Source organism: Pseudovibrio sp. Alg231-02, assembly GCF_900143565.1.
Lineage (GTDB): Bacteria > Pseudomonadota > Alphaproteobacteria > Rhizobiales > Stappiaceae > Pseudovibrio.
Genome location: NZ_FREX01000001.1, coordinates 512,540 through 526,625 on the forward strand (window position 1 = coordinate 512,540; position 14,086 = coordinate 526,625).

At 48.8% G+C, this 14,086-nt stretch carries 13 protein-coding genes; 10 read left to right on the forward strand and 3 right to left on the reverse strand.

The window, feature by feature from the left end; translation table 11 throughout:
- Positions 1-131: 131 nt before the first annotated feature.
- Entirely contained in the window at positions 132-728 is a 597-nt protein-coding gene (locus tag DHN43_RS02055) for a L,D-transpeptidase (RefSeq protein ID WP_057465994.1), read from the forward strand.
- Between the two features lie 28 nt (positions 729-756).
- Here DHN43_RS02055 and DHN43_RS02060 read toward each other — a convergent pair whose 3' ends face one another.
- Entirely contained in the window at positions 757-1,125 is a 369-nt protein-coding gene (locus DHN43_RS02060) for a gamma-butyrobetaine hydroxylase-like domain-containing protein (RefSeq protein ID WP_108817564.1), read from the reverse strand.
- 189 nt (positions 1,126-1,314) lie between these two features.
- On the opposite strand from DHN43_RS02060, the gene moaA reads away from it, so the two are divergent.
- Entirely contained in the window at positions 1,315-2,349 is a 1,035-nt protein-coding gene (moaA, locus tag DHN43_RS02065) for a GTP 3',8-cyclase MoaA (RefSeq protein WP_108817565.1), read from the forward strand.
- Positions 2,350-2,410: 61 nt separating this feature from the next.
- Here the strand turns inward: moaA and DHN43_RS02070 are convergent, their stop codons facing one another.
- Positions 2,411-2,593 carry a Flp family type IVb pilin gene (locus DHN43_RS02070; protein ID WP_063318517.1) on the reverse strand — a complete coding sequence of 61 codons (183 nt, stop codon included), beginning with the start codon at positions 2,591-2,593 and terminating at the stop codon, positions 2,411-2,413.
- Positions 2,594-3,167: 574 nt separating this feature from the next.
- On the opposite strand from DHN43_RS02070, the gene gcvA reads away from it, so the two are divergent.
- Positions 3,168-4,076 (forward strand): transcriptional regulator GcvA, encoded by a 909-nt coding sequence (gene gcvA / locus DHN43_RS02075; RefSeq protein WP_108817566.1) that lies wholly within the window; start codon positions 3,168-3,170, stop codon positions 4,074-4,076.
- Between the two features lie 105 nt (positions 4,077-4,181).
- Here gcvA and apbC read toward each other — a convergent pair whose 3' ends face one another.
- The gene (gene apbC, locus DHN43_RS02080) at positions 4,182-5,315 is read right to left on the reverse strand and encodes an iron-sulfur cluster carrier protein ApbC (protein ID WP_208994897.1); all 1,134 of its coding nucleotides are present in this window, start codon (positions 5,313-5,315) and stop codon (positions 4,182-4,184) included.
- Positions 5,316-5,967: 652 nt separating this feature from the next.
- On the opposite strand from apbC, the gene DHN43_RS02085 reads away from it, so the two are divergent.
- From DHN43_RS02085 to DHN43_RS02115, 7 genes are all read left to right on the forward strand, one after another.
- Positions 5,968-7,902 carry a bifunctional 2',3'-cyclic-nucleotide 2'-phosphodiesterase/3'-nucleotidase gene (locus DHN43_RS02085; RefSeq protein ID WP_108817568.1) on the forward strand — a complete coding sequence of 645 codons (1,935 nt, stop codon included), beginning with the start codon at positions 5,968-5,970 and terminating at the stop codon, positions 7,900-7,902.
- Positions 7,903-8,116: 214 nt separating this feature from the next.
- Positions 8,117-8,575 carry a BLUF domain-containing protein gene (locus tag DHN43_RS02090; RefSeq protein ID WP_063288313.1) on the forward strand — a complete coding sequence of 153 codons (459 nt, stop codon included), beginning with the start codon at positions 8,117-8,119 and terminating at the stop codon, positions 8,573-8,575.
- A 188-nt stretch (positions 8,576-8,763) separates the two neighbouring features.
- Positions 8,764-9,405: a molybdenum cofactor guanylyltransferase MobA gene (gene mobA, locus DHN43_RS02095; RefSeq protein ID WP_108817569.1), complete on the forward strand. Its 642-nt coding sequence runs from the start codon at positions 8,764-8,766 to the stop codon at positions 9,403-9,405.
- Between the two features lie 105 nt (positions 9,406-9,510).
- Positions 9,511-10,749 carry a molybdopterin molybdotransferase MoeA gene (locus tag DHN43_RS02100; protein WP_108817570.1) on the forward strand — a complete coding sequence of 413 codons (1,239 nt, stop codon included), beginning with the start codon at positions 9,511-9,513 and terminating at the stop codon, positions 10,747-10,749.
- 262 nt (positions 10,750-11,011) lie between these two features.
- A complete protein-coding gene (locus DHN43_RS02105; protein WP_108817571.1) occupies positions 11,012-11,788 on the forward strand; it encodes a transporter substrate-binding domain-containing protein in 777 nt (258 codons plus the stop codon).
- Between the two features lie 419 nt (positions 11,789-12,207).
- Positions 12,208-12,984, forward strand: coding sequence for a transporter substrate-binding domain-containing protein (locus DHN43_RS02110; RefSeq protein ID WP_108817978.1), 777 nt, complete (start codon positions 12,208-12,210; stop codon positions 12,982-12,984).
- Between the two features lie 255 nt (positions 12,985-13,239).
- Positions 13,240-14,016 (forward strand): transporter substrate-binding domain-containing protein, encoded by a 777-nt coding sequence (locus tag DHN43_RS02115; RefSeq protein WP_057465986.1) that lies wholly within the window; start codon positions 13,240-13,242, stop codon positions 14,014-14,016.
- The last annotated feature ends 70 nt before the right edge of the window (positions 14,017-14,086 follow it).

Here is a 14,086-nt window from a genome sequence, read left to right on the forward strand (position 1 = left end):
GCAGTTGTAGTCTGTATTACTTCAACAATTAATAGATTTGACATTCTAAGCTGCGAGCGTCTCCCTACTCGCTGCATAAATTCCCTCATGCAAACGAGATAAAACAAACAACAATATCCCAGGGGGTATCAATGCGCATACTTATCGCGAGTGTTGCTCTTTGCTTCGCAGCACTATTTACCGGAACTCAGGCAGATGCCGCAGCGTCTGGCAAGTTCTTTGATCACGCATCCAAAAAATGGGTTTCCTATGGTTCTGCTCACCATGGAAAATCCCCAATCAAACGTAAGCAGGTCAGGTATAACGGCTCATACGGCCCGAACACTATTGTGATCAGCACAAAAGATCGACGCCTCTACCATATTCGCGGCAATGGCACCGCGATGGTATACGGTGTTGGCGTCGGTCGTCAGGGATTCCAGTGGTCTGGAACTCACCGAATTACCCGTAAGGCTGAGTGGCCAAGCTGGACACCACCAAAGGTCATGATTGAGCGTGAACGCCGTAAAGGACGCAATCTGCCTAGCTTCATGAAAGGTGGCCCTAATAATCCACTTGGAGCGCGCGCCATGTATATCGGTAGCACCATCTATCGCATTCACGGTTCTAATGAACCATGGACGATTGGTTCAGCCGTCTCATCTGGCTGTATCAGGATGGCAAATGAAGACGTCATTCACCTCTATGACAATGTCAATGTCGGCACGAAGGTGATCGTGCTTCGCTAGACCACATAGGGCTGACTTTGTGTCAGCCCTACTTGCTGAGCTCTCTGCTCAAACCACGTTCCTGCAGTTCACTCAGATATCGATTCCATAAAAAGTCTTTTTGATCGTTCATTTCCTGAAAATAGGTCCACGTGAAAATTCCGGTATCGTGCAGGTCATCAAATGTCAGTTTAACTGCATAGTTTCCAACTGGATCTACACCGATAATCGTTGTATCCCGCTTCCCCGTAATCACTTTTCGTTGATCTGGAGTATGCCCTTGCACTTCTGCTGATGGGGACATTACTCGCAGAAACTCCGAGGTAAACGAGACTTCAAGGCCATCATCAAAAGTAATTTCAAGATTTTTGCCTTGGTTTTTTAGGTGGATTTGCGTAGGCCAGCGTGTATCCGACATATTTTTTTATCCTTGCCCAAGTTCATGGAACTCAGTATTGATGATTTGGGAATTATACCTGTGGTTCTAAGATATATTTCTAGTTAAATCCACTGGAACTCCTTACTGATGGATTGACGCTAACTCATTGCGTACTACATTAGAATTGTTAAATTCGTCGCCAAAAGAGATACGTGAGTGGAGGTTTCCATGGGGCAATATGCCGAGGACAAACAGCAGGGTGCCCACCCAGCATTGATTGACCCGTTCGGCCGCGCCGTGACGTATCTACGCGTCTCTGTGACTGATCGTTGTGATTTGCGCTGCGTCTATTGCATGTCCGAGCACATGACTTTCCTTCCCAAGAAAGACGTTCTTTCACTGGAAGAACTGGATCGCCTCTGCGCCGTTTTCATTGAAAAAGGCGTCCGGAAAATCCGCCTCACCGGTGGGGAGCCGTTGGTTCGTAAGAATATCATGAGCTTCATCCGCGGCCTGAAGCGGCATCTGGATAGCGGCGCACTTGATGAACTCACCATTACCACGAACGGTACGCAGCTCGAACGCTACGCTCAAGAACTGTATGAAGCAGGTGTACGGCGCATCAACGTCTCTCTCGACACCTTAAATGCAGACAAGTTCAAGGATGTTACACGGTGGGGTGATATTCAGAAGGTTTTCGATGGCATCAAGGTCGCTCAGGAAGCTGGTCTTCAGATCAAGCTGAATGCTGTTGCACTGAAGAACTTCAACGAAGATGAACTCATACCGATGCTGGAATGGGCACATGAGCGCGGGCATGACCTGACGTTTATCGAGACAATGCCGCTTGGTGAGATTGATGGAGACCGGAATGAGCAGTATCTGCCGCTAAGCGACGTGCGTAAGGCACTCTCCGCCAAGTACACACTGACAGACATTCCATATAAGACCGGCGGCCCTGCTCGCTATATGCAGATTGAAGAGACTGGTGGGCGTCTTGGTTTCATCACCCCAATGACACACAACTTCTGTGAAAGCTGTAATCGCGTCCGTGTGACCTGTACTGGGCAGTTGTTCATGTGCCTTGGCCAGGAAGATCAAAAAGACCTGCGTGCGGCACTACGAGCATCTGAAGGGAATGAAGTGCTTTCGGAAGCGATTGAATCAGCGATTGCACGAAAGCCAAAGGGGCATGACTTTATTATCGACCGTGATAACAAGTCTGCAACTGGAACGCGTCATATGAGTATGACGGGCGGGTGAACATTAAGTATTAACTGGTACCGAAAAGCCCAGCTGAACTTCAGCTGGGCTTTTCCTATTCTTAACTGTTAGGTGCTGCTGTTTTTGCACCTTGAAGCTGGGTAGAGATGTTTTGGAATACTGCCGTCAGGTCATCACCCAGCAATGTAACTGCCGTGATAATTGCTACAGCGATGAATGCAGCGAGAATACCATATTCGATTGCAGTTGCGCCTGACTCGTCCTTAAGAAACTTAGCGAACATTGTTTTAAACTCCGTATTGAACCCTAGAAGCCCCACTCCTCATCGGGACTAGCTGCAACCTAAGCCTTCATTTCTTGCCAATTTATGAATCAAATTTGCGGAGCAATTTAAGTTTGTTGGGCATAAGCACTATTATCAGCAGTTCATGTTTAACACTATAAATTCAACACGCACATAATGCCATTAACTTATTGATTTAAATAATTTTTTCATTAAGTAAAATTTGCAATAATGCATTTACTATTCGTTTACTTTGTCTGATAGTTGTCAGTTTTCGCAGTGCATAGTTTTGCTTCTTCAGTTCAAATCGTTAATCCCCCTTTCTCTGCAACTTTAAGTCTTTCCAAAGACCTCGCCAGAAGAGGTGAAATGCGTGTGATCGTGCGTAGCGGCCTTGCATTAAAAGTCGATGCATTAGCAGTTCAGTTGTTTCGTTTTGATCTTGGAAGGCTTCTTTCACCAGATAGCTCATTGTCTTATACTCCTTACCGCATTTTGTTGAACAATAGTCTTGTTTCGAAGATGCTGACAAACGAGTAATTTCAAGCAATCGGATCAGTTTTCTTGAGGCGAAATGCGTTACCCTCTTCCTCCTCTCAACTCGTTCAAGGCCTTTGAATGCGTTGCCCGTCACATGAGCTTTGCTAAGGCGGCCAATGAGCTTGGGCTAACGCCGTCGGCCTTGAGTTATCAGATCAAAATGCTTGAAGATCAGCTGCAGGCCCAGTTGTTTACACGCCTGAACCGGGCGATTGAGCTTACTTCAGCTGGACACCGGCTGTTGCCAGGCGTTGAAGCTGGGTTAGAAAACTTCAGCGAAGCTGTCGCTCGCATTAAAGGACTAGATCAGGATAAAATCCTCGTTATATCTACTGGACCGGGAACGGCATCCAAAGTTATTGCACCTCGGATTTATCGTTTCATGGAGGCTTATCCTGAAATTGAACTTCGCATCTCTGCTAATTTGAAGCTTGTGGATTTTTACAAGGACGATGTTGATCTCGGGCTTCGCTTCGGACGAGGGCCATATCCGGGTTTGCATATTGATTTTCTTGCTGAGGATTTTCTTACGCCCATGTGCGCACCTCGGCTGGCGAAAGAGATGCGTGAGCCCGCCGACTTAAAGAACTTTACCTTGCTTCATGAAGACAGCATGGCGACCTTCTTGAACGCACCGGGATGGAAGGAATGGTTGAAGACTGCAGGAGTTTCCAGAGCCTCTTGGGCAGAGAAAGGAATGCACTTTTCTCAGATTGATCACGCTCAGGATGCTGCTATTGAGGGGGCTGGTGTTATTCTGGGTCGAAAAGTTTTATGCGCACATGACGCTCGACTGGGTCTATTGACCAACCCATTCGATTTTGAAATTTCCGCAACTGCTCATTATATGCTGGTTGGGTTGGAAAGTTCATTTCAAAAGCATAAGTGCAAGGCATTCATTGAATGGATAAAGGCGGAACTTGATGAGCTCTGCCTTTCATAATTGCATTTGGTAGAACTGGGCACTGCAAACAGAAACGGCAGATGCCAACGAAATGACTACCTGCCGTCTAAGCGAAACTTTTTCAAAGAAACAGATTAATACTGATCAACCAACAACGATTTTGGGTGCTGATCTTGCTGCATCTCCAGTGGGTTGAAGGACGCCCTGCCACAGGCCAGCAGCAATGATGCCGTATGCCTTTGAGATTGGGCTATCTGGATTACTCACTGTGATTGGGGTACCTGTATCAGATTGCTCTCTGATTTCCATCGTCAAAGGCACTTCACCTAAGAACGGGACTTTCATCTTCTCAGCTTCTGCTTTTGCACCACCATGGCCAAAGATCTCATGTGTGCCACCGCAATCTGGACAGACGAAGTGACTCATGTTTTCTACGATACCCAATACAGGGATCGCGACTTTCTCAAACATAGCAATACCACGACGTGCATCCAGAAGCGCAAGGTCCTGTGGTGTTGAAACGACCAGAGCACCTGTAAGAGGTACTTTTTGAGCCATAGTCAACTGCACATCACCCGTTCCAGGCGGGAGGTCAACGATAAGTGCATCCAGCTCACCCCAGTCAACTTCGCGCAACATCTGATTGAGGGCAGACACCACCATTGGGCCGCGCCAGATCATGGCTGTTTCTTCTTCTACAAGAAAACCAATAGACATCAACTTGATGCCATGGGCTTCTAGAGGCTTCATAATACGATTTTCAAGAACTTCCGGCTGCCCAGATGCTCCCATAAGCTTTGGAATGGATGGGCCGTAGATATCAGCATCCAGCAAACCAACCTTCAAGCCCATTGCAGAAAGAGCAAGTGCGAGATTGGCTGATGTTGTTGATTTACCAACCCCACCTTTACCTGATGCAACAGCAATAATGTGTTTTACGCCAGGCACTTCCTGCTTTGCTGGCATTGGGGTACCTTTCGGCGGGGCTTTGCGTGCAGCAGGTGGTGGCGTAGATGGAGAACCAGGTTGTTTTTCTGCTGTAAGTGCAACGAGGACCGTTTCAGCACCAGGAAGCACCGACACAACCTTCTCGGCGGCCTGACGAAGCCCTTCAAGTTCTGAAGCTCGCTCTGCGGGTACTCTGATAGAAAAGACGACACGACCATCTGATACAAACAGGTCTGCAACCAGATCCTGATCAACAATATTGCTCTTGCCATCAGGCGATTTAACCTGTTTGAGCACTTCGAGAACGCGCTCCTGCGTCAACCCAGCCATAGCCTCTTCAGTATCCTTATGGTTCTTGCCTGATGTGAACCCGCCTTTGAGGCGCCCCCACAATCCTTTAGATTTGTCGTTGTCCATTGTGCACACCCTGTGAAGCTCTGCATTGCAGAGAGGGATAATATGATCTTGAAGGTAAATATGCCTGCAAACTGAATGTACAAGCTTTTGCCTATGGTTCATTTATATCTTGGTATACGTCTCAAGATGAATAGAGCAATACAGAATTCATCAAAGACGTTATTTGTCCTTTGCGCATTCGCAACCCGTTTTGCCAAAACTGGGTGCCATCAGTTGAGCGAAGTTCACGCAAAGTTGAGCTCACCAACACAAATTCACAGATATTTGCGGTTGGCGCAAAATCTTTCATTGCAGATAAAACCTAACGTCTTCTGAGGATTAGCGCGCCACCTAGGGGATCTGCCTTACGCATTGGAGAACCTGTTTCATGCTCCTGATACATTAGGCCCACAAACTGAGGGGAATGCATGGTATTTAGGGGTTTAAGAACCCTCTTGCTGCTGCGATCAGAAGCTGGAGGGGCGGGCAAAATTCATGCTGACAATTATGTTCTGCATTTTCCACGGGCTAGGAGGCAATCGTGTCTAATCCTATTTTGATGAATCGTCGTAGTGTGCTGGGAGGCATGGCCGCTACCGGTGCCATTGCAATGGTGCATCCATATTCTGTTCTTGCAAAAGAGAACACAGCGCATTTGCGTTTGATGGAAACAACCGACCTCCACGTCCACGTCGCTCCATATGATTATTATGCTGACCGCCCAATGGACACAGCTGGCCTTGCTCGCACAGCAACTATCATCAAAAAGCTGCGCTCTGAAGCAACCAACACCATGTTGGTTGACAATGGTGACTTTCTGCAAGGCAACCCAATGGGGGATTACATTGCTTACGAGCGCGGCATGCGCGAAGGTGATGTGCACCCGGTCATCAAAGGCATGAACGTGCTGGGTTACGACGCTGGTACATTGGGAAACCATGAGTTCAACTACGGTCTGGACTTCATGATGAAGGTTCTTTCCGGAGCAAACTTCCCAGTTATTTCCTCCAACGTGTCCAAAGGTACCACCCTTGCTTCCAATGGCCGTAAGGATGATCTGTTCCTGAAGCCGTACACCATTGTTGAGAAGAAGATCAAAGACGGTGCTGGCATCGAGCACACGATTAAAGTGGGCTTTGTTGGCTTCGTTCCTCCAATGATCATGAATTGGGACTCCCGTCACCTGGTTGGCAAAGCGAACACTCGTGACATGGTGGATGCTGCGCGTGCATGGGTTCCAGAAATGAAGGAACAAGGCTGCGACCTCATCATCGCGTTGTGCCATGGTGGTATCGCTGGTGGCGAACATGAAGACGGCGCTGCAAACACTGCACTACACATCGCTGGTGTTGAAGGCATTGATGCTCTGTTTACGGGTCACCAGCACGATGTCTTCCCGGGTCCTAGCTATGAAGGCATTCCTGGCGTTGATGCTGTCAAAGGCACGCTGCAAGGCAAACCAGCTGCTATGGGTGGTTTCTGGGGTTCTCACCTTGGTGTCATCGATCTGATGATTGAGCGCGACGGCAACAACGGCTGGCGCATTGCAAACTTCACCACAGACGTACCGTCTATCTATAAGAAAGAAGGTCGTAAGCGTATTCCTCTTGTTACCAGTGATGAAGAAGTGCTGGCAGCGGTTGAGGATGATCACCAAAAGACACTTTCTTATGTGCGCCGCGCTGTGGGCAAATCCTCTGCGCCGCTGCATTCCTACTTTGCACTGGTGGCTGATGATCCGTCTGTTCAGATCGTTTCCAAGGCACAAACCTGGTACACCAAGGAAATGCTTAAGGACACCGAGTGGGCTGGCCTGCCAGTACTTTCTGCTGCTGCTCCGTTCAAAGCAGGTGGTCGCGGTGGTGCGGACTACTATACTGACGTTGCTGCTGGTGATATCGCAATTAAGAACGTTGCTGACCTTTACCTTTACCCGAACACAACACGTGCAGTGCTGATCACCGGTAAAGACGTGAAGGAATGGCTTGAGCGTTCTGCTGGTATGTTCAACCAGATTGAAGCAGGTAAGAAAGACCAGGTGTTGCTGGACGCTGAGTTCCGGTCTTACAACTTTGATGTGATTGACGGTGTTACCTACGAAATCGACCTGACACAGCCTTCTAAGTATGACGGCAAGGGCAATGTTGCGCATCCAGATTCTAACCGTATCGTGAACCTTCAATTCGAAGGCAAGCCAATCGATATGGATCAGAAGTTTGTTGTTGCAACCAATAACTATCGCGCTGGCGGTGGCGGTAATTTCCCTGGCATCAACGATGATGTGATCATCTTTGTTGGTCCGGACACAAACCGCGATGTGATTGTTCGCTACATTGTGGATCAGGGAACGATTAACCCGTCCGCTGATGCAAACTGGAAGTTCACGCCAGTTGCTGACACGACTGTTCTGTTTGAGACCGGACCTGCTGCTGAAAAGCACATGAAAGGTGTTAAGGGCGTTCAGATTGAGGCTGCAGGTGAAGGCAAAGACGGTTTTGCCATGTACCGCATTACGCTTTGATTTTGACTGGGGCGTATCGTTATCCGAAAATCGGAACCACTTCACGGCGATACGCTCTAAATCTGAATGACTTACATGATTTTGGGAAGGCGGGGCCATAAGCTCCGCCTTTTCTTTTTTCGCAAAACGCGAGAAGTATCAGTGTTTTAAACGTTGTATTTTACATTTTTAGAAGAATTTGCTGTCAGGCTTTCATGAACCGGAGGATCTGACAATGAGTGTTACGCAATTATGTTATCGCAGCCGCATTCATTGGCCTGCGCTTCGCTATAGCCTCGATGAGGAAGTCGAGCGGTCTTTGACCCGTATTCGGCGCATCAATTCGATGGCAGGCGTTACCGGCGCCCTGATCCTGACAGACAATCATGTTTTTCAGCTTTTGGAAGGCCCCTGGCCCTTAGTGAAGCGGACGTTTGAGTGTGTGCTTGAGGATAAGCGGCATTCTGATCTGACTGTTCTTTCCAATGAAGAGCAGGATTTCAGGCTCTTTCATAACTGCTGGATGCATTTCTGCGATCTTCGTGAGGAAGCAGATAGTCAGTATCCCAAGTTTTTTGGCAATCTCCTTGCCCATCCTGACCGCACCTGTAGCGAGGAAGTGATGGAGTTGCTGCTTCTGCTCTCAATGAACATGAGCGAAAGTCAGCTGACCAGCCGCCTTGCACTCATGTAGTCCCAATACTTGTTCCCCAAGGTGGCATGACCACCGCTCCCAGACGCTCTTAAAGGCACCTCTCCTCCCACTGCCTTTAGGAGCGTTTTCTTGTGGTTTGCGACTGGATGCCACTTTGCACCCTGCTCTATCCTGCTTCACAAGTAGCGCTGATGATTTGCGCGTCAGTCCTAAGTGGGAAATCAGGTATGTCTGTTGAAACAGAGAAGCGAAACAAAGTAATCGGTTGTATCCTCTGCGGTGGAAAGTCCCGACGGATGGGCAGCTCTGACAAAGCATTACTAGACCTGAATGGCACGGCTTTGCTGGAACATGTTGCTACCCGCTTGCATGGGCAAGTCGCACAGAGTGTTTTGAGCGTGAATGAGCCAAGTGACCTTCACGAAAGTTTGGGACTGCCGATGCTTTCAGATGAGCTTGAAGGCCATCTAGGGCCATTGGCTGGTGTTCACAGTTCATTGAGTTGGGTAAGACAAAACGCTCCTGACACATCCGATGTTGTGACTGTGGCAGTTGATACGCCGTTTTTTCCAACGGACCTGGTGGAGACGCTTGCTGCCAGCAGAAAAACGAATGCAGGCGCTCCAATCATTTGCTCCAGCGGTGGGCGCGACCACTTTGCATTTGGCTTGTGGCCTGTGGCCTTAGCAGACCCTTTGAAGGAATACCTTTTGAAGGGTGGTCGTAGCATCAAAGGCTTTTTTGAAAACCATCCGCCAGTCATCGTGGAATTCAAACTTCAGAATGCTGTTGATCCCTTCTTTAACATCAACACGCCAGAAGATGTTCCCGTCGCACTTGAGCATCTTGCTCAATTACAGGTGCAATAGTCGTCAAAACGATCAGATGCCTGTGAGATCTTTGATTTTTGCCAAATCCTAAGGCGTGACTCTGGTAAATAAAGAAACACGCCCACTCAAGTTTCCGGAATAGACATGAACACGAAAACGCCCAGTCTGAGCTTTGACGAAGCCCTTTCTCATTTGCGAGGTTTAGGTCACTGCAAAGTCACTGCAGAAGAAACATCGCTTTACGAGGCGTATGGCCGTGTTCTTGCCAACGACATCATTGCAACCTGCGACCTTCCTCCGCTTGATAACTCTGCAATGGATGGTTTCGCGATTGCTCAAAGTGCGTCCGAGCAGACATCCTTTCCGGTGGTCATGGAAGTCTTTGCTGGCTCCATGCCGGAAGCCGCGCTGAAACCGGGAGAAGCTGCCCGGATTTTTACGGGAGCACCGGTTCCTGAAGGAGCCGATTTTGTTGTTCCTCAAGAAGATTGCTCTGAGAGTGAAAGCGATGGAGTACGTTTGGTTCAGCTGTCTCGGGGCTATCCGACTGGCTGTAATATCCGTCGCAAAGGTGAAGACCAGAGCAAAGGCGCACCTATAGTGAAGGCAGGTACTGTGCTGCGCCCGCAGGAGATTGCTGCAGCTGCTTCCATCGGTATTGGCCAACTGCAAACATACCGCCAGCTGAAGGTTGGTGTTTTTTCAACGGGCAATGAACTGATCCGTCCGGGAACAACGCGGCAGGATGGGCAAATTTTCGACACGAACCACTTCCTGCTGCGCGGTATGCTTGCCAATTTGCCGGTAGAGCTGGTGGATCTCGGCATTCTGGCAGATCAACGTGATGTTGTGGAAACTGCGTTAGAATCAGCCTCCAAAGAATGTGATGTGATCCTGACCTCTGGCGGTGCTGGAGGTGGTGATAAGGATTTCGTCTCTGCAACGCTCTCCAAGCTTGGCAAAACCACCTTCTGGCACTTGGCTGTTAAGCCCGGACGCCCCTTCATGGTGGGCGAACTGCCTGATTGCGTCTTTATCGGTCTTCCGGGCAATCCTGTGGCCGCCACTGTCGCCTTCGCCTTCCTTGCGCGCCCGTTGATTGAAGCACTTGCCGGGGCTGACTTCATTGAAGCGCCGCGCCAATACATCGCTGCGGATTTTGAGATTTTTGGCCGCAAAGCCGGACGCCGTGAGTTTTTGCGCGGGCGCCGGGTGGTTGAAGATGGCACTCTTAAACTGACCAAGTATCACAGTGACGGATCAGCCTTGTTATCTTCTCTAACTTTCGGCGATGGTTTCATTGAGTTGACTGAAGATATGACTTCTGTTCGCAAGGGTGATCTTGTTCCGTTCATCAGCTTTGATGAAATTGGCCTTAGGTAACTCTGCTGGCTCGCATTTTCAGAATCGCGTGCGAGCCATTTTTCCACGCCTAGATCACTGGTTGCAATTTTAACAAGTTTGCCCTCAAAGCTGCGAAATATTGCAAGATATTACCGCTAAGCATCGTCATTTTGCTATTAATTAGCCTAATATGCCCAGTATATAGGTTGATCTACGGATACTTTTAGTGAAACATAAGCTCCGGTTATGCAGGGGCCTACCTAAAGAAACCCTGCCAAGATAATTAATTCGGGGACATAATATGCGTATTATGCGTTTGGCAGCAGTAGCAGCAATTGCGCTGGCAGCAGTTTCTGGCGCGGAAGCAAAAGAATGGACAAAGGTTCGCATGGGCACCGAGGGCGCCTATCCTCCATTCAACTATACCACCGCTGACGGAACACTGACTGGCTTCGACATTGAGATTGGGAATGCTCTTTGTGACGAGCTTAAGCTTGAGTGTACATGGGTTACTCAGGACTGGGACGGTATCATCCCTGGTCTGGTTGCTGGCAAGTACGACACCATCCTTGCTTCCATGTCCATCACTCCAGAGCGTATGGAAAAGATTTCCTTCTCTGAGAAGTACTACAACACTCCTCCAGGCATCGCAGTACGCAAAGATTCCGAGCTGAGCGAAGCCTCTCCAGAAGGCCTCAAAGGCGTTCGTCTTGGCGCACAGGGTAGCACCACGCACTCTCAGTTCGCTGAAGAGGTCCTGAACGGCTCCGACGTTGCTCTTTACCCAACTTCTGAAGAGTACAAGCTGGATCTGGAAAATGGCCGTGTTGACGCTGTGGTTGACGACGTGATGGCTCTGGAACAGTGGATCAGCTCTGACAAGGGTTCTTGCTGTAAGATCCTTGGCACTATGCAGTCCGTTGAAGAGATCCACGGTAAAGGCGCAGGCATCGGCGTTCGTAAAGGCGACGAAGACCTTGCTGCTCTGTTCACCAAGGGTATCGCTGCTCTGCGTGCTAACGGCAAATACAAAGAAATCAACGACAAGTACTTCAAGTTCGACGTTTACGGCGAATAAGAGTAACCTGACACTTAGCTGACTTATCAGCTGACGGTTTTTGAGACCCTCGGGTGTTTTAGCACCCGAGGGTTTTATTTTGCCAATTTGACCAGTCAAAGTCACCAGTTTGGCAGAATGGCTCATTTAGTCTCTCAAAATGGCAAATTGTAATTGATTCCGGGAAAGCTTAAACCCGCTCTTCTGAGTGTGAAGGGACATAGTTTTCTCACTTAGCTCAGAAAGCGGGAGAAATATCTCTTCCACACAATCCGTCAATTTAACGGATATCACTTCACAATAACGGCACATGGCGCATTTTTCTTCCGATATCTCCGTTATTTCAGTTGAAGTCCTGCGCATTTTTTATAGTGTCCTTGGCAACAAATGCAGAGCACAACCAAAATGGCCACTCTGCCAAAAAGAACAAGGATACACGGATGTCTTTTGCCCGTATGGCGCTTGCCACACTTATGAGCTTCACTGCTGTTTCAGCCCTTCAGGCAGATGAGATCACCAAACTGCGCATTGCGACAGAAGGTGCTTACCCTCCATTCAACTTCACAGGATCAGATGGTGTTCTGACTGGCTTTGATGTTGAGATTGGCAATGCACTTTGCGCTGAGATGAAGGTTGAGTGTGAATGGGGCACGCAGGAGTGGGATGGCATGATCCCAGGTCTGGTTGCTGGCAAATACGATGCGATCATCGCCAGCATGTCCATCACGGAAGAGCGGCTAGAGCGCATTTCGTTCTCTCGCAGCTATTACAACACGCCATCAACCATTGCAGTGCCTAAGGATTCTCCCGTTTCCGATATCACTCCAGATGCTCTGGAAGGCCTGCTGATTGGGGCACAGGGCGGCACCACGCACTCTGTTGTGGCGGAAGAGATTTACTCCGACGCTGATGTGTCGCTGTACCCGACCTCTGAAGAGTACAAGCTGGATATTGAAAACGGTCGTCTGGATGCCGTGATTGATGATCTGGGTGTTTTGCAGAGCTGGGTGGATTCTGAAGCAGGTTCTTGCTGCAAAATCATCGGCTCCTTGCCAATCCAGCCTGAGTTACACGGTCAGGGCATCGGTGTTGGTGTTCGTAAAGGTCAGGAAGAGCTGGCAGATCGCTTCTCTCAGGCTATTCTCGCAATTCGTGAAAACGGCACCTATAAGACGATCAATGACAAGTATTTCTCTCAGGATGCGTTTGGCGAATAACAGCTGAAACGAGCCAAGAAAGATTCGAAGCTGGGGAAAGTTTCTGTGATGCATCACCGTTTTGTGGAACAACCATACCCAAAACTGATCAGAATGGAAACTTACTCCTCTCAAGATGGAATGAATTGGCTATTTTCTGCTGACCCCCCTACTCAAATAGGTTGAAATCTTATTTCTTCCATTTAAATATGCGCCCCGGCTGTGCAGGGAGCCATCTTGATGACCCCTGCCAAGAATTTACAAAGGGGAATACAAATGGGCTTCATGCGCTTTGCCACTGTTGCAACACTCGCACTTCTTGCTTCAACTCAGGTTCAGGCAAAGGAATGGACCAAAGTCCGAATTGGTACTGAAGCCTCGTACCCTCCATTTGCCTACACCACTGCCGATGGCAAGCTGGTTGGCTTTGAGATTGAACTGGGCAACGCGCTTTGCGCTGAACTGAAGGTTGAATGTGAATGGATGCCGGTTGACTGGGACGGATTGATCCCTGGCCTCGTTGCAGGCAAGTACGACACGATCATGGCATCTATGTCCATCACACCAGAACGGAAGCAGCGCATTCAGTTCTCTGAAAAGTACTACCAGACCCCTCCGGGAGTGGCAGTACCAAACGATAGCAAGATCACTGAGGCATCCATTGAAGGAATGTCTGGTGCTCTTGTCGGCGCGCAGGTTGGCGCGACACACGCAGTGTTTGCTGAAGACATTTTGACTAAATCAGAAGTGTCTCTGTACCCTACTGCTGATGAATATAAACTCGATTTGGAAAGTGGTAGACTTGACGCTGCAGTTGATGACGTAGTTGTTCTTTCTGACTGGTTGAAGTCAGAGGAAGGCAATTGCTGTAAACTGCTCGGTACCATGTCACCTATTCCAGAGATACATGGTGAAGGCGTTGGTGTAGGCGTTCGTAAGAACGACCAAGACTTGGCAGACCTATTCTCCAAAGCGGTTATTGCTTTACGTGAGAATGGAAAGTACAAAGAGATCAACGACAAATATTTCGACTTTGACGCCTACGGAGAGTGATGGCGTCAAGCTGCAATACACTCTGACGGCGGGACCAGTTTCCCGCCGTTCTAAAAAGAATAGGGGCAAT